Annotated in this window: 14 protein-coding genes; 8 read left to right on the top strand and 6 right to left on the bottom strand. The window is 74.5% G+C overall.

The genetic code is table 11. The annotated features are described in order from the left end of the window. Window positions 1-15: 15 nt before the first annotated feature. Complete coding sequence (locus ABZ810_RS36200) at window positions 16-1,032, bottom strand: ketoacyl-ACP synthase III (RefSeq protein ID WP_358410994.1); 1,017 nt, start codon at window positions 1,030-1,032, stop codon at window positions 16-18. A gap of 208 nt (window positions 1,033-1,240) precedes the next feature. Between ABZ810_RS36200 and ABZ810_RS36195 the strand changes: the two genes are divergently transcribed. The 3 genes from ABZ810_RS36195 (at window position 1,241) to ABZ810_RS36185 (ending at window position 5,173) form a co-directional block, all read left to right on the top strand. Then, a complete protein-coding gene (locus ABZ810_RS36195) occupies window positions 1,241-2,305 on the top strand; it encodes an acyltransferase domain-containing protein (RefSeq protein ID WP_358410992.1) in 1,065 nt (354 codons plus the stop codon). Window positions 2,306-2,559: 254 nt separating this feature from the next. Then, on the top strand, window positions 2,560-4,356 hold the full coding sequence (locus ABZ810_RS36190) for an acyl-CoA dehydrogenase (RefSeq protein WP_358410990.1): 1,797 nt from the start codon (window positions 2,560-2,562) through the stop codon (window positions 4,354-4,356). Window positions 4,357-4,597: 241 nt separating this feature from the next. Next, complete coding sequence (locus ABZ810_RS36185; RefSeq protein WP_358410988.1) at window positions 4,598-5,173, top strand: TerD family protein; 576 nt, start codon at window positions 4,598-4,600, stop codon at window positions 5,171-5,173. A 113-nt stretch (window positions 5,174-5,286) separates the two neighbouring features. Here ABZ810_RS36185 and ABZ810_RS36180 read toward each other — a convergent pair whose 3' ends face one another. After that, a complete protein-coding gene (locus ABZ810_RS36180; protein ID WP_358410986.1) occupies window positions 5,287-7,002 on the bottom strand; it encodes an AMP-binding protein in 1,716 nt (571 codons plus the stop codon). A gap of 154 nt (window positions 7,003-7,156) precedes the next feature. On the opposite strand from ABZ810_RS36180, the gene ABZ810_RS36175 reads away from it, so the two are divergent. From ABZ810_RS36175 to ABZ810_RS36165, 3 genes are all read left to right on the top strand, one after another. Beyond that, the gene (locus tag ABZ810_RS36175) at window positions 7,157-7,942 is read left to right on the top strand and encodes an HAD-IIA family hydrolase (RefSeq protein WP_358410984.1); all 786 of its coding nucleotides are present in this window, start codon (window positions 7,157-7,159) and stop codon (window positions 7,940-7,942) included. 215 nt (window positions 7,943-8,157) lie between these two features. After that, the gene (locus ABZ810_RS36170; protein WP_358410983.1) at window positions 8,158-8,991 is read left to right on the top strand and encodes a DUF3152 domain-containing protein; all 834 of its coding nucleotides are present in this window, start codon (window positions 8,158-8,160) and stop codon (window positions 8,989-8,991) included. 14 nt (window positions 8,992-9,005) lie between these two features. Further along, a complete protein-coding gene (locus ABZ810_RS36165; RefSeq protein ID WP_358410981.1) occupies window positions 9,006-9,632 on the top strand; it encodes a YigZ family protein in 627 nt (208 codons plus the stop codon). A gap of 121 nt (window positions 9,633-9,753) precedes the next feature. On the opposite strand, the gene ABZ810_RS36160 is transcribed toward ABZ810_RS36165, so the two are convergent. The 3 genes from ABZ810_RS36160 to ABZ810_RS36150 form a co-directional block, all read right to left on the bottom strand. Further along, window positions 9,754-10,752 (bottom strand): DJ-1/PfpI family protein, encoded by a 999-nt coding sequence (locus ABZ810_RS36160; RefSeq protein WP_358410980.1) that lies wholly within the window; start codon window positions 10,750-10,752, stop codon window positions 9,754-9,756. A gap of 7 nt (window positions 10,753-10,759) precedes the next feature. Beyond that, window positions 10,760-11,356, bottom strand: coding sequence for an isochorismatase family protein (locus ABZ810_RS36155; protein ID WP_358410978.1), 597 nt, complete (start codon window positions 11,354-11,356; stop codon window positions 10,760-10,762). Window positions 11,357-11,484: 128 nt separating this feature from the next. After that, window positions 11,485-12,069: a CGNR zinc finger domain-containing protein gene (locus ABZ810_RS36150; protein WP_358410977.1), complete on the bottom strand. Its 585-nt coding sequence runs from the start codon at window positions 12,067-12,069 to the stop codon at window positions 11,485-11,487. 93 nt (window positions 12,070-12,162) lie between these two features. On the opposite strand from ABZ810_RS36150, the gene ABZ810_RS36145 reads away from it, so the two are divergent. Next, on the top strand, window positions 12,163-13,068 hold the full coding sequence (locus tag ABZ810_RS36145) for a DMT family transporter (RefSeq protein ID WP_358410976.1): 906 nt from the start codon (window positions 12,163-12,165) through the stop codon (window positions 13,066-13,068). Between the two features lie 65 nt (window positions 13,069-13,133). Next, the gene (locus tag ABZ810_RS36140; protein WP_358410974.1) at window positions 13,134-13,886 is read left to right on the top strand and encodes a 2OG-Fe(II) oxygenase; all 753 of its coding nucleotides are present in this window, start codon (window positions 13,134-13,136) and stop codon (window positions 13,884-13,886) included. 66 nt (window positions 13,887-13,952) lie between these two features. Here ABZ810_RS36140 and ABZ810_RS36135 read toward each other — a convergent pair whose 3' ends face one another. Continuing rightward, window positions 13,953-14,798, bottom strand: a complete 846-nt coding sequence (locus tag ABZ810_RS36135) for a hypothetical protein (protein ID WP_358410972.1) — start codon at window positions 14,796-14,798, stop codon at window positions 13,953-13,955. Window positions 14,799-14,842: the final 44 nt, after the last annotated feature.

Here is a 14,842-nt window from a genome sequence, read left to right as displayed (position 1 = left end):
CGAGAACCTCCCGGGCTAGTTGGGTGGCCACGCGAACAGGGTGTGGCCCCAGGTGAGGCCCGCCCCGAACCCGGCCAGCAGCACCAGCTCGCCCTCCTTCACGCCGCGGGTGCGGACCGCGCGGTCCAGCGCGAACGGCAGGCTGGCCGCGCCGATGTTGCCGACGTCCTGCCCGGCGATCACCATCTGGTCCTCCGACAGGCCCGCCTGGTCGGCCAGCGAGGCCACCAGCCGCGGGTTGGGCTGGTGGGGGATCACCAGCGCCAGGTCGCCGGGCTTGACGCCGGCGTCGCCGGTCGCCTCGGCGATGAGGGTGGGCAGGATCTCGACGATGAACGAGCGCACCGCGCGGGCGTCCATGTGGATGGTGTGGCCGAGAGAGGCCAGCGTGCCGGGGCTGGCGGGGGCGCGGCTGCCGCCGGCGGGGATGAGCACGTCGCCGGCGCGGGTGCCGTCGGCGCCCAGGCCCATCGAGACGATCCCGTACGGCGTGGGGGCGGGACCGATGACGGCCGCGGCGGCGCCGTCGCCGAACAGCGCGGCGGTGGCGCGGTCGCCGGTGTTGAGGAACCGCGAGTAGACCTCCACGCCGATGACCAGCGCGTAGGGGGCCTTGCCGCGCTGGGTGGCCAGCCAGCCGACCGCGTTCTGCAGCCCGTAGACGAACCCGGTGCAGGCGGCGGCGACGTCGAACGCCGCGGCCTGCCCGGCGCCCAGCATCGCCTGCACGCGGCAGGCGGTGGAGGGGCCGAGCTCGTCGGGGGTGGAGGTGCCCAGCACGATGAGGCCGATGTCGCCCGGCTCGAGCCCGGCGGCCTCCAGCGCGCGGCGGGCGGCGCCGGCGGCGAGGTCGGAGGCGGCCTCCCCGGTCGCCGCGACGTGCCGGTGCCGGATGCCGGTGCGGTCCTCGATCCAGCCCGGGTCCAGCCCCATCGACCGCGACAGGTCGTCGCTGGGAACGCGCCGGTCGGGAAGGTAGGAGCCGGTGCCCCTGATCGCCCACCGCTGCCGCACGACCGGCCGCCCGTTCATGCGTCCTCCTTCCCGTCCCGCGCGGGGCCGGACGGTTCGCCAATGCCTGGACCGGTCTCGCCCGTGCATACTGGCCACACGGACGGTTGTCATACCGATCCCTTGAGTGAATAATCGCATTTCGTGACTTTCAATCCATAACAACTACAAAGCGGTCTTCATCCAATAAGGAAAGTCGGCCCTTCCTTAGAGGTAAGGAGAACCCCGCGTGTCCACCTTTTCCCCCACCGGCTGGACGCAGGACTTCACCCCGGACGACCAATGCGCGTTCCTGTTCCCGGGCACCGGCTCGGCCGGCGTCCCGGATCTGCGGGCACTGTCGCGGACGTCGCCGGCCGCTCACCGCATCGTCGGCGACATCGTCGACGCCGTCCAGGAGGGACTGCCCGGCGACGGGTGGCCTTCCCTGCGGGAGATCCTCCTGGAGGATCCCGGCGGATACCGCCAGGCCGCCCGGCGGCCTGGCGTCGCACAGCTGTCGGCCTACACCACCTCGGTCGCCGTCGACCGGGTGCTGCGCGCCGAGGGCGTCCCGCTCGGCTTCGCGGTCGGCCAGAGCTTCGGAGAGATCGCCGCGCTGGTGTGCGCGGGCGTGTTCAGCGTCAGCGACGGCGCCCGGATGGCGGTCAGCCTCGTCGGCGTGTTGTCGCGGCGCGGCGCCGGCGGCGGCATGGGGCTGCTGGAGGCCGACGAGGACGGCACCCAGGCGTGCATCGACCAGGCGGGCGTGCCCGAGGTCGTCGTCGCCTGCCTCAACGCCCCCGGCGTCACCGTGGTCAGCGGCCCGGACGAGCCGCTGGAGGCGGTGCTGGCGTCCGCGCAGAAGGCCGGCGTCCGCGCCGTCCGCCTCGCCGTGCCCTACCTGTCGCACCATCCGGCCATGACCGGCGCCGACGACGAGTGGTACGCGATGATCCGCGCGTTCCCGCAGCGGCCGCTGGAGGTGCCGGTGTACTCGCCGGTGCGCGGCCGCGCCTACCACGACGGCGAGGACCTGCACCGCGCGCTGACCGACTGCATCGTCAAGCCGGTGCGGCTGCCGGAGATCCTGCTGGCGGTGCACCAGGCCGGCGCGACCGCGTTCGCCGAGGCCGGCGCGGGCAACGCGCTGTGCCAGTGCGCCCGGCTGACCCTGCCCGGGGTGCCGACGCTGGCACCGCTGCGGGAACGGCCGCGGCCGTCGGGTCATCCCGGCTCCCCGGTGAGCAAGTCCGCGGCCGGCGTCCATCCGGTCCCGCCGCCCGACCCGCTCGAACGCCCCCGCCTGGACTGAGCCCGCCTGGACTGAGCCCGCCTGGACTGAGCCCGCCTGGACTGAGCCCGCCTGGACTCGGCCCGTCCCCTTCCGGCCCGCCCGGACCGAGCCCGCCGCTCCCGTAGTTCCCGCGACGACCCCGGCTCCCGCTCCCGCCCCGCTCCCGAAGGCCCGGCACGATCCGCACGATCCGCTCCGCACGATCCGCTCTGCACGATCCGCTCCGTACCACCCGCCTCCCCTCTGGTCCCGCTACCGACAGGAGCGCCGCGATGGGAACCGACTCCCTGCCCGATCCCGATCTGCTGCGGCTGGTCCGCGGCGCGGGCCTCTCCGCCAAGACCCGCGCCCGGCTGGAGGAGGCCGTGCCGGGCGAGTTCTTCGCCTACCCCGACGGCCTGGCCGCCGCCGACCGGCACGCCCTCACCTACCGGCGGCTGCGGCACGCCGGCCTGGCGGCGCCGCCGGCGCCCGAACTGATGGACGACCCGCCGGCGTTGTGCGCGCTGCTGGAACGTGCCGCGATCGCCGATCCGGGGCTGTTCCACGTGATGTTGCTGCACTACACGCTGGCGCTGGGCCCGATCCTGCGGTTCGGGGCCGAGCGGGAGGGGCCGCGGGCCGCCCGCGACGCGCTGGAGTCGATGGAGGCGTTCGGCGCGCTGCTGATGACCGAGGTGGGACGCAGCAACAGCCACCTGGCGCCGCGCACGCTGGCCCGCTACGACGCGGCGGCCCGCGAGTTCGTGCTGACCACGCCCGACGACCAGGCGGTGAAGTTCCCCACCAACACCGCGCACCCGGACCTGCCCAAGATCGCCGCGGTGTACGCCACGCTCGAGCACGGCGGCCGCGAGCACGGCACGTTCGTGTTCGCGGTGCCGTTGCGCGGCGCCGGCGGCGCGGTGCCGGCCGGCGTCGAGATCGTGCCCGCGCCCGACACCACCGGGCTGATGGTCGACTACGCCGCGGTCCGGCTGGCCGATCTGCGCGTGCCCTACGAGGCGTGGCTGCGCGACGGCGCCGAGATCGGCCCGGACGGCGCGTTCCACGACCCGGTGGGCGGGCCGGTGGAGCGGCTGACCCGGTCGATGAGCATCGGCCCGCCGGTGTGGCGGGCGGTGGTGTCGGTGTCGGCGGCGATCACGCGGGCGGCGGCGGGCATCCTGCACGCGCACGCGTCCGCGCGGGTCACGCTGGGGCGGCTGGCGCCGCTGCGGCCGCTGACCGACTACCGCAACGTGCAGGAGGCGGTGCTGGGGGCGCTGGCGTCGGCGTACGCGCTGACCACCGTCGCCGAGCACGTCAAGCGGCCGCGGGAGGCCGCGGCGGGGCCGGGCGGCCCGGCGACGGCGTGGGCGCCGTGGTCGGCGGTGGACCGCGACCTGGCGCTGCTGAAGGTCGCCGCCACGACCGAGGCGCAGGAGACGGTGTCGCGGTGCCGGGTGCACTCGGGCGCGCCGGGGTTCGCCGCGGTCGACCGGCTCAACGCCTACCGCGGGCTGGCGCACGCCTACATGAACGCCGGCGGCGACAATGAGCTGATCTTGTTCGACACCGCCCGGGCGATGGCCGATCTGGACCGCTACGAGCCGCCGGACCTGCCCGCGGGGCCGCCGGAGGAGGATGATCTGGCGTCCCCGGCGGTGTGGCTGCGTCTGGCGCGTGACTGCGAGCTGCGGCTGCAGCGGCGCCTGTCGGGCCGGATCGAGGCGGCGCGGGCGGCGGGCCACGACGGCTTCGAGGCGTGGAACGACAATCTGGCTCTGGCGGCGCGCACCGCGCGCGCCTGCGCCGACCGTACCGTCCTGGAGATCGTCGCCGCGGCGGTCGACGCGGGCCCGGCGGCGCTGCGGCCGCTGCTGAGCCTGTACGCGCTGGGGTGGCTGGACCGGCAGGCGGGGGTCCTGCTGGACGAGGGGGTGGCCGCGCCGGGGCTGCTGGAGCGGGTGGCGGCGCGGCGGCGTGAGCTGTGCGACATCCTGGCGCCCGACGCGGGGGCGCTGGCCGCGGCCCTGGACCTGCCCGCGCAGGTGACGGCGCCGACGGCGTTCGTCGAGCGGCGCTGAGGCCCGATCGCCGCCGTGGCGGGCGCTGAGCGCGTTCCAGGGCCCGCCGCGCGGGCGCCGTACGGTCTGTGGGCGGGCGCTGGGCGGTGGTGGGCTGGTGCCGCGACACGCCGAGAGGTGAATCTTGGCCACGCCGTGTGCTAAACGTGCAAGGGAACCGCCGCAGGGTGGCTACCGTTCTTACCAACAGACCGTGCGGGCGCCGGAGCCCGCACGGGAGAACTATTCGGAGGTGCACGCAGTGGGAGTCAGTCTGAGCAAGGGCGGCAACGTGTCGCTGACCAAGGAGGCTCCTGGACTGACCGCGGTCGTGGTGGGTCTGGGCTGGGACGTACGGACCACCACGGGGGGCGACTTCGACCTCGACGCCAGCGCCCTGCTGTGCTCGCCGGAGAACAAGGTGCTGTCGGACAAGCACTTCGTGTTCTTCAACAACCTCAAGAGCCCCGACGGTGCCGTCGAGCACACCGGTGACAACCTGACCGGCGAGGGCGAGGGCGACGACGAGCAGATCAAGGTCAACCTCGCCACGGTGCCGCCGGAGGTCTCCAAGGTCGTGTTCCCGGTGTCGATCTACGACGCCGACAACCGGCAGCAGAACTTCGGCCAGGTCCGCAACGCGTTCATCCGCATCGTCAACCAGGCCGACAACAGCGAGCTCGCGCGCTACGACCTGTCGGAGGACGCCTCGACCGAGACCGCGATGGTCTTCGGCGAGCTCTACCGCAACGGCGAGGAGTGGAAGTTCCGCGCCGTCGGCCAGGGCTACGCCTCGGGCCTTGCGGGCATCGCGTCCGACTTCGGCGTCAACGTCTGACCGAGGCGCCGCCCGCGTCCGATCGAGGTTCCGGCCCGGTCGGGCGGCACGTGTCCGAGGGGGCGTCCCGGCCGCATGGCCGGGGCGCCCCTTCTTCGATCGACCGGGGCGGGTCAGGTACCGGCGGGGCCGAGCAGTTCCTCGCGCAGCCGGGTCTTGAGCAGCTTGCCGCCGGGGTTGCGCGGCAGTTCCCCGTCGCGGAACCACACGTGTTCGGGGATCTTGAACGCGGCGATGCGGTCGCGCAGGAACGCGCGGAGCTCGGCGGGGGTGAGGGCGGTGCCGGGCCGCAGCACCACCACGGCGCCGACCTCCTCGCCGAGGATCTGGTGCGGGACGCCGATGACGCCGCAGTCGGCGACGGCGGGGTGCTCGTGCAGGGCGGCCTCGACCTCGGCGCAGTAGACGTTCTCGCCGCCGCGGATGAGCATGTCCTTGGCGCGGTCGACGATGTAGACGAACCCGTCGTCGTCGAGGCGGGCCAGGTCGCCGGAGTGGAACCAGCCGCCGGTGAACGCCTGGGCGGTCGCCTCGGGCTTGTTCCAGTAGCCCTTGATGACGTTGGGGCCCTGGATGAGCAGTTCGCCGACCTCGCCCGCGGGCAGCTCGTCGCCGGCCGGGCCGACGACCTTGACGTCGCAGACGGCGACGGGCGGGCCGACGCTGGCGGGGCGTTCCAGGTAGTTGAACCCGGCGTTGTAGGTGGTGACCGAGGAGGTCTCGGTCAGGCCGTACCCGTTGCCGGGCACGCGGTCGGGCAGGCGTTCCCTGATGGTGTCGACCAGGGCGGGCGCGGCGGGCGCGCCGCCGTAGCTGACGCCGGCGAGGCTGGAGGTGTCGTACTTGCCGAAGTCGGGGTGGGTGAGCACCTGCCAGGCCATGGTGGGAACGCCGCCGAACCCGGTGACCTTCTCGCGTTCGATGAGTGCCAGGGCGCGTTCGGCGTCCCACTTGTACATCAGCACGACGGTGCCGCCCTGCAGGGCGCTGGTGACCAGGACCGAGTGGCAGCCGGTGGCGTGGAAGAACGGCACCGACAGCAGGGTGACGCGGGGCTGGGGCGCCAGCAGCTGGTCCAGGACGCCGCCGGCGCGCACGCCGCCCGACAACATGCCGTAGGCGAGGCTGACGGGGTTGGTGGTGATGTTGCGGTGGGTGCCCAGGGCGCCCTTGGACCGGCCGGTGGTGCCGGAGGTGTAGAAGATCGTCGCGTCGTCCTCGGGGTCGAGGGCGACGTCGGGCAGCACGCCGGGGTCCCCGTCGCCGGGGGTGTCGTCGAAGGGCGCGGTGCCGGCGGGCAGCGGGGCGCCGTCCGCGCGCACGACGAGCGCGGCGGCCAGGTCGAGGCCGGGCAGGGCGGCGGCCAGGCGTTCGGCGCGCTCCAGGTCGGCGATCAGGACCCGGGCGCCGCTGTCGCGCAGGCCGTACTCCAGCTCTGCGGCGCTCCACCAGGCGTTGAGGGGGACGACGACGGCGCCGGCCACGGCGGCGGCCCAGAACGCCACCGACCATTCGGGGTAGTTGCGCATGGCGATGGCCACGCGGTCGCCCTTGCGCACGCCGTGGTCGCCGGTGAGGCGGCGGGCGAACGCGGCGACGCGCGCGTAGTGCCCGGCGAAGGTGACGCGGTCGTCCTCGTACACCAGGTAGGGCTTGTCGCCGTGGCCGCGCGACAGCTCCAGGATGTCGCGCAGGGTGGTGGGCGCGTGTTTCCAGACGCGGGTGCGGACGCCGCGGATGTCGACCTGGTCCATCTCGAACGGCTGCCCGGGGGCGGTCAGGGCCTCCCGTACCTGCCGGACGGTGGGGACGCTGGGGTCGGTGGGCATGCCATACCTCCGCGGGGTGGGGTGGCGCCTCGCCCCGCGCTCCCGTGCCGAACGCGGTTCGGTGCGCCCTCGCCGCGAATCTATGATCGACTCCGGCCGGGGGTCAATCCCGCGGACGTCCGAACCCGGTGATCCACCTGCGACAATGATGCCCATGAGCGAGCGCAGGCCGATCGAGTACTGGCTGTCGGACATGGACGGGGTGCTGGTGCACGAGGGGCGGCCCATCCCCGGCGCCGACGAGTTCATCCGCCGGTTGTCGGCCTCGGGGCGCCCCTTCCTGGTGCTGACCAACAACTCCATCTACACCGCGCGGGACCTGTCGGCGCGCCTGAAGGCGCTGGGCCTGGACGTGCCGCCGGGGTCGATCTGGACCTCGGCGCTGGCGACCGCGCGGTTCCTGGCCGACCAGCGGCCCGAGGGGTCGGCGTACGTGATCGGCGAGGCGGGCCTGACGACGGCGCTGCACGAGGCCGGGTACGTGCTGACCGACCTCAACCCCGAGTACGTGGTGCTGGGCGAGACCCGCACCTACAGCTTCTCCCAGATCACCAAGGCGATCCGGCTGATCGAGCGCGGCGCGCGGTTCATCGCCACCAACCCCGACCCGATCGGCCCGTCGCCGGAGGGTTCGCTGCCGGCGTGCGGCGCGGTCGCCGCGATGATCACCAAGGCGACCGGGGTCGAGCCCTACTTCGTGGGCAAGCCCAACCCGCTGATGATGCGCACCGCCATCAACGTGGTGGGCGGCCACAGCGAGAGCACCGCGATGATCGGCGACCGGATGGACACCGACGTGGTGGCGGGCGTGGAGGCCGGGCTGCACACGATCCTGGTGCTGAGCGGGGTGACCCGCAAGGAGGAGGTGGAACGTTTCCCGTTCCGCCCCTCGCAGGTGGTGCCGTCGATCGCCGACGTCGTCGACATGGTCGACGCCTGACCCCGGGCGCCGGTACGGGACGCTCGGCGCCGGTTCACGCGGCCGCCGGGGCGCCGTCATGGCGGTGCCGGGCGCCGCGGGGACGGCCCTGCGACACGGGCCGCCCCGGCGCGCCTTCATGATCGCCGCGCGACTACGATGCCAGGGTCCAGAAAAGATCATCGGGGGGCGGACATGGCGGGTACGCGCGCGTCGCGAGGCGCTGACCGGGACTGATGCACGATCTCAGGGACCCGCTGGCCCCGGCGTCGTCGCGCCGCCGCCGGCGGAGGGGCCGTGGCCCGGGCCGGGCCGGGGTGTGGCTGGTCGCGGGCGGCGCGGCGGTCGCGGTGGCGGCGGCCTCGGGCACGGCGGTCTGGCTGGCCGCACCCGGCGAGAGCACACCGGAGGGACGGTCGTCCCCGGCCCCGCCGGCCGTCGCGGCGAAGCCGTCTCCCGTGGCGGCGGCGCATCCGCGCGTGAAACGGCAGGGGCCGATCGTCAACGGCCGACGCCAGCCGCTGCCGGTGAGGGTGCCGCGTTCGGCGCGCGGCACGTACGCCGTCGTGCCGGGGGCCTGGCGGGCGCCGGAGGGGCGCCGCGGCACGGTGGTGCGTTACCTGGTGGAGGTCGAGCGGGGGCTGCCGTTCCGCGGTGCGGAGTTCGCCGCCGAGGTGCACCGGGTGCTGAACGATCCGCGCGGCTGGGGGCGGGGCGGCACGACGCGGTTCGTGCGGGTGAGCCGCGGCCCGGTGCGGTTCCGGGTGTCGTTGTCGAGCCCGGCGCTGGTGGACCGGATGTGCGCACCGCTGATCACCGGTGGTGAGCTGTCGTGCGGGCAGGGCGGCCGGTCGGTGCTGAACGCGCGCCGCTGGGGGACGGGCGCCACCAGCTACGGCCGTGACCTGGCGACCTACCGGGAGTACCTGGTGAACCACGAGGTGGGGCATCTGCTGGGGCACGAGCATCAGCAGTGCCCGGGGCCGGGCCGGCGGGCGCCGGTGATGGTGCAGCAGACCAAGTCGCTGTACGGCTGCCGCCCCAACGCCTGGCCGTTCCCCCGGGCGTAGGCTCGGGGGTCACCATGCGCATGATCCAGAAGGCGGGCTCGGTGGAGCTGGAGATCCGCCGGTCGCGTTTCGTCTGCACGCTGGCCCGGGTGGGCTCGGAGGCCGAGGCGGTGGCGTTCCTGTCCGGGCATCGCCGCGCGCACCGTGACGCCACCCACAACTGCACCGCCTATGTGGTGGGCGAGCACGGCGAGATCACCAAGAGCAACGATGACGGGGAGCCGGCGGGGACGGCGGGCATCCCGATGCTGGAGGTGCTGGTGCGGCGCGGCCTGACCGGCACCGCGGCGGTGGTGACGCGCTACTTCGGCGGGGTGAAGCTGGGCGCGGGCGGCCTGGTGCGCGCCTACGGCCAGGCGGTGTCGGCCGCGGTCGACGCGGTCGGCGTGGTGGAGCTGCGGCCGGTGGTGACGGTGACGGTCCAGGTCGGGCACGACCTGGCAGGCCGTTTCCTCGGCGACCTGCACGGCCGCGGCCACCAGCCGGGCGACGTCCGGTACGGCGACGGCATGGCGGCGGACGTGCCGGTGCCGCTGGAAGACCTGCCGGCCTTCGAGGCCTGGGCGGCCGAGGTGACGGCGGGCCGCGCCCGCCTGACGCGCGGCGCCCCCGGCCACATCGAGGTCCCCGTCAACCCCTGACCCCCATCAGCGGCAAGAGTCCCCCACACCTCACACGCCGCCACCAGCCAGGCTCAGCGGTTCTGCTGGATCGCCGGCCACGCCACGCCACGCCGCTCGGCTCTGGTGTTGGGTTCGGCTTCTACAGGGGGCGGTGGTGGGGGGTTCTGTCGCCGCCTCTGGAGCCGGGGGTGGGGTTGTCGGGGGTGGGGCGGGTGCGGAGGCGGCGGAGCATGCGGGCGTCTTGGAAGCCCACGGCGCGGGCGGCGGATTCTATGGTGGCGCCTTGCCCGATGAGGTGTTCGGCGTGTTCGTGGCGTAGCAGTTGCTGGTAGCGCAGCGGGGTGAGGCCGGTGGCGGCGGTGAACTGGCGGGTGAGGGTGCGTTCGCTGACTTGGGCGGTGGTGGCCAGGGCGGTGAGCGGGAGCGGGTCGGCGAAGCGGGCGTCGATGAGGTCCTGGACGCGGTGGACGGCGTCGCTGAGGTGGGAGCGGTGCCGCAGCATGGCACCGATCTGCTGGTCGTCGCCGTTGCGGCGGGCGTAGACGACCATGGTGCGGGCGATGCGGGCGGCGGCGCCGGGGCCGTGCCGGACGGCGATGAGGTGCAGGGCGAGGTCGATGCCGCTGGCGATGCCGGCGGAGGTGACGACGCGGCCGTCGGTCACGTAGAGGACGTCGCGGATCACGGTGGCGTCGGGGTGGCGTTGGGCCAGTTCGTCCTGGAGCTGGTGGTGGGTGGTGCAGCGGCGGCCGGTGAGGAGCCCGGCGGCGGCGAGCGCGAACGCGCCGGCGCAGACGCTGGCGACGGTGCCGCCGCGCCGGTGGTGGTCGGCGAGCCGCCGTGCGGTGCCGGCGGCGATGCGCCCGTACCGGCCGTGGAAGGTGTCGTGGGGGGTGGTGTGCCAGCGCCAGCCGGGGACGATCACGATGTCGGCGGGGGTGAGCTCGGGCCAGGTGGTGGTGGCGCGGACGGGCAGGCCCTGGGCGGTGGGGACGTCTTCCTGCTCGGCGACGTAGCGCAGCCGGTAGGCGGGTGCGCGGTCGTCGAGCTGGTCGGTGGCGGTGGAGAACACCTGGGCGGGCCCGGCCAGGTCGAGCAGGTGCAGGCCGGGGACGAGCAGGAAGACGATCCGGGACACGATCTGGTCAGACTACCGCGGCCGCCGGGGTGAGGTCGGCGAGCGTGGCGATGGTGGCGAAGCGGCCGGCGAGGGCGTACTCGGTGCGGGTGATGATCTGGTCGGTGGTGAGGGTGCGGGGGTCGGCGAGCGTCTCGGCGAGGCTCTGGCCGGGCGGGGCGTCGCGGTGGGCGATCGGGAAGGTGGCGGTGGCGTCGGTGACGAAGGTGACGGCGTAGCCGAGGTCGGCGGCCAGGCGGGCGGTGGTCTCGCAGCACTGCTCGGTCTGGATGCCGCACACGGTGAGGCCGGTGACGCCGGCGGCGGTGAGCAGTTGTTGCAGGTTGGTGGTGGTGAAGGCGTTGCGGGAGGTCTTGGTGACGACCGGTTCGCCGGGGGCGGGCGCCAGGCCGTCCATGAGGCGGACGTGGCCCAGGTCGGGGTCGAAGGGGTCGCCGGTGCCGGGTTCGGCGTGCAGGACCCAGACGACCATGTCGCCGCGGGCGCGTGCGGCGGCGGCCAGGCGTGCGGCGCGTTCGGCGATGTCGGGGGCGGAGACGGCCTGCCAGCTGGGCCGGGCGCGGAAGGACTCTTGGACGTCGATGACGAGCAGGGCGCTGTTCATGTCCCGATGGTGCCCGGCGGAGTGGTGGCCGGGGAGGCATCATCGGGCCGGTCGCCGGAACGATCCGGTCAGGAGAAGGGATGTCCAGGCGGGGGTTGGCCAGAGTCGCCCTGGGCGGTCAGGGGCGGTCAGGGGCGGTCGGCGGCGTGGCGGGCGCGGAAGGCGGCGGCCTTGGCGCGGTTGCCGCATTCGCGCATGTCGCACCAGCGGCGGGAGCGGCGCCGGGAGGAGTCCAGGTACAGGCGGGTGCACGGGTCGGCGCCGCATTCCTTGATGTCCGCGGCGGCGGGGCCGCCGAGCAGTTCGACGGCGGCGCGGGCCAGGGAGGCGAGCGCGGCGGCCAGGTCGCCGGTGCGCTCGACGGTGCCGCCAGGGGTGAGGCGGACGGTGACGGGTGCGCCGGCGGCGTGCTGGTTGACCAGGTCCCGGTCGTCGGCTTCGCCGGTCCCGGTTCCGGCGCCGGTGCGGGCGGCGGCGAGGCGGTAGACGGCTTCGCGGAGGCGGATGGCGGCGTCCAGGTCGGCTTCGCGCAGGCCGGTGACGGCGGTGCTGGGCGGGGCGGCGCCGGGCGGGGTGGTGAGCAGCCCGGCCTCGACGGTCCACGCGGCGAGGTCGGCGGGCGTGGTGAGCAGGTCGCGGCGGTCGCTGCGGCGGTGCTGCACGGTGCCGGCGAAGTCGAGCGCGAGGTCGCCGCTGGTGAAGGTGAACCCCATCACCCCAGCATAACCGTCTTGACAGGTTATGTACGCGCTCCCCAGACTCGGTAACCGTATTGAACGGTTATCGGCGCGGGTGTGGGGGTCGGCATGGCGGTGCGGCTCGAGCGGCAGGTCCCGCAGGTGCCCGCGGGTGTGGCGGGGCGGCGGTCGCGGGCGGCGGCGATGATGCCGCCGGTGTTCGTGCTGCTGTGGAGCAGCGCGTTCATCGCGGGCGCGATCGGGGTGGACGCGGCGCCGCCGCTTCTGCTGACGTTCGCGCGGTTCGCGCTGGCGGGGCTGCTGCTGACCGGTCTGGCGCTGGTGCTGCGGGCGCCGTGGCCGCGCGGGCGGCTGCTGGCGCACATCGCGGTGACCGGGCTGCTGATCCAGGCGGTGCAGTTCGGCGCGCTGTACACCGCGATGGGGCTGGGGCTGCCGGCGGGCGTGGTGGCGCTGGCGCAGGGCCTGAACCCGGTGGTGATCGCGCTGCTGGCGGCGTCGCTGCTGGGGGAACGGGTGACGGGCCGCCAGTGGGCGGGGTTCGCGCTGGGCGCGGCGGGGGTGGTGCTGGCGGTCGCCGGCCGGGTGGCGTTCTCGCCGCTGGGCGTGGTGCTGCTGGTGGTGGGCCTGCTGGGGTTGAGCGCCGGGACGGTCTACCAGAAGCGGTTCGTGGCCGACATGAACGTGTTCTCGGGGACGGCGGTGCAGTTCCTGGTGGCGGCGCCGGTGATCGGGTTGTCGTCGCTGGCGTTCGAGACGCCGCGGGTCGGGCACTGGCCGGCGTTCGGCACGGCGCTGGCGTGGATCGTCCTGGTGAACTCGGTCGGGGTGTTCCTGCTGCTGAACACGATGTTGCGGCGTGCGTCGGCGAGCCGGGTGAGCACGCTGTTCTTCCTGACGCCGTCGGTGACGGCGGTGCTGGCGTGGCTGGTCATCGGGCAGGCGCTGGACGCGTGGACGGTCGCGGGGCTGGCGCTGGGCGGTGTTGGGGTGCTGCTGGCGGGCCGGTCCTGACCACGTCCCGTCCGGCCCGGGTGCAACCGGGTGGCGGCGGGCGGGGTTGGTGGAGAGGCCACGTCGTGCGTGAGAAGGGACTCCCCGTGATGTCGTACCAGCAGGCTCTGCCGGCCGATGCCCCCGCCGCCGAGGGCGCGGTGGACTGGGCGCGTGCGGAGGAGGAGCTGGATCATGCCGGTGTCGCGGTGACGCCGCCGCTGCTGACCGCGCGCGAGTGCGCGGAGCTGGTCGGCCTGTACGGGCGGGACGGTGCGTTCCGCAGCACGGTGGTGATGGCGCGGCACGCGTTCGGCGAGGGTGAGTACCGGTATTTCCGGGATCCGCTGCCGCCGCTGGTGGCGCGGCTGCGCACCGCGTTGTATCCGCCGCTGGCGCGGATCGCCAACCGGTGGGCGGCGCGGCTGGGCGAGCCGGCCTTCCCGCAGGATCTGGCGGGGCTGGTGGAGGCGTGCGCGGCGGCGGGCCAGCACCGTCCGACGCCGCTGCTGCTGCGGTATGGGCCGGGCGGCTACAACTGCCTGCATCAGGACGTGTACGGCGAGCTGACGTTCCCGTTGCAGGTGGCGGTCATGCTGAGCCGCCCGGAGGTGGACTTCACCGGCGGGGAGAGCGTGTTCGTGGAGCAGCGGCCGCGGGCGCAGTCGCGGCCGGTGGTGGTGCGGCCAGGCCTGGGCCAGGGGGTGATCTTCCCGGTGCGGCACCGGCCGGTGCCGTCGGCGCGGGGCCACAAGCGGGTGGCGATGCGGCACGGGGTGAGCCGGGTGGTGTCGGGCGACCGCCACGTCCTGGGTGTGATCTTCCATAACGCGCGGTGAATGACGCGCACCGACCGCGCGCACCGGCCGGTGCGCGCCGTCGGTGCGCGTTCTGTGCGCGGCGGGTCAGGTGGTGGGGCGGATCGTCAGTGCGGTGGGGAACGGGGCGGCGCCGCCGGAGTCGACGATGCGGTGCGCCAGGGGGCGCAGGCATTCGGTGAGCCGGGCGGTGGCGTCGCCGCCGAGGGCGCGCAGCGGCGCGGCGGCGGACCGGTCGGTGGTGTCCTCGATGGCGGCGCGCCCGTCGCGGCCCTGGTCGGTGAGGGCGCCGTCGGGGGTGAGCCAGCCGCGTGCGGTGAGCCGCTGGACGGCGGCCTGCCATTCGTCGCCGTTCCAGCCGCGCTGCTCGCCGAAGTCGTCGGGGGCGGCGCCGAGGGCGCGTGACACCACGCAGCATTCGCAGCCGTCCAGGCCGCCGCTGACCAGGGCGGCGATGTGGCCGTCGCCGCGGAACTCGCGCAGGACGCTGGCGGCCCACCACAACGCCAGGTGCGGCTGGTCGGGGACGGGCAGCGCGGCGTGCGCGGCCGACAGCGCCCGTCCCTGGGCGGGGCAGGCCTGCGCGGCCTGGCGGGCGAGGCCGGCGGCCTCGGCGACCTCGGGGGTGTCGACGAGGTCGCCGAGCAGCCGCCGCAGGGTCTGGTCGGCGGCTTCCAGCCGCGCCTCCAGCACGCGCGCGGGCGGGCACAGGGCCCAGGCGTCCGGCAGCGCGCGGGCGGCGCGGCGCGGCGCGAAGTTGTAGAACGTGGCCGTCACGACCTCGGGGCCGGGCGCGCCCAGGGGCGCCGACCGGGAGGCGAAGTAGCCCATCCAGTAGCCCTTGAGCCCGGCGGCCTTGTAGGCGGCCGCGGCCTCGGGGGAGAAGTAGACGGGCACGTGATATGCCTCGAGAAACCGCCAGACCTCGTCCATCGCGCTCACGCTAGCGGTCGCCGCCGCGGCCCGTCCAGATCACC

The organism is Spirillospora sp. NPDC047279 (assembly GCF_040643285.1).
Classification (GTDB): Bacteria; Actinomycetota; Actinomycetes; order Streptosporangiales; family Streptosporangiaceae; genus Spirillospora.
This window is presented reverse-complemented; position numbering and strand designations above follow the sequence as displayed.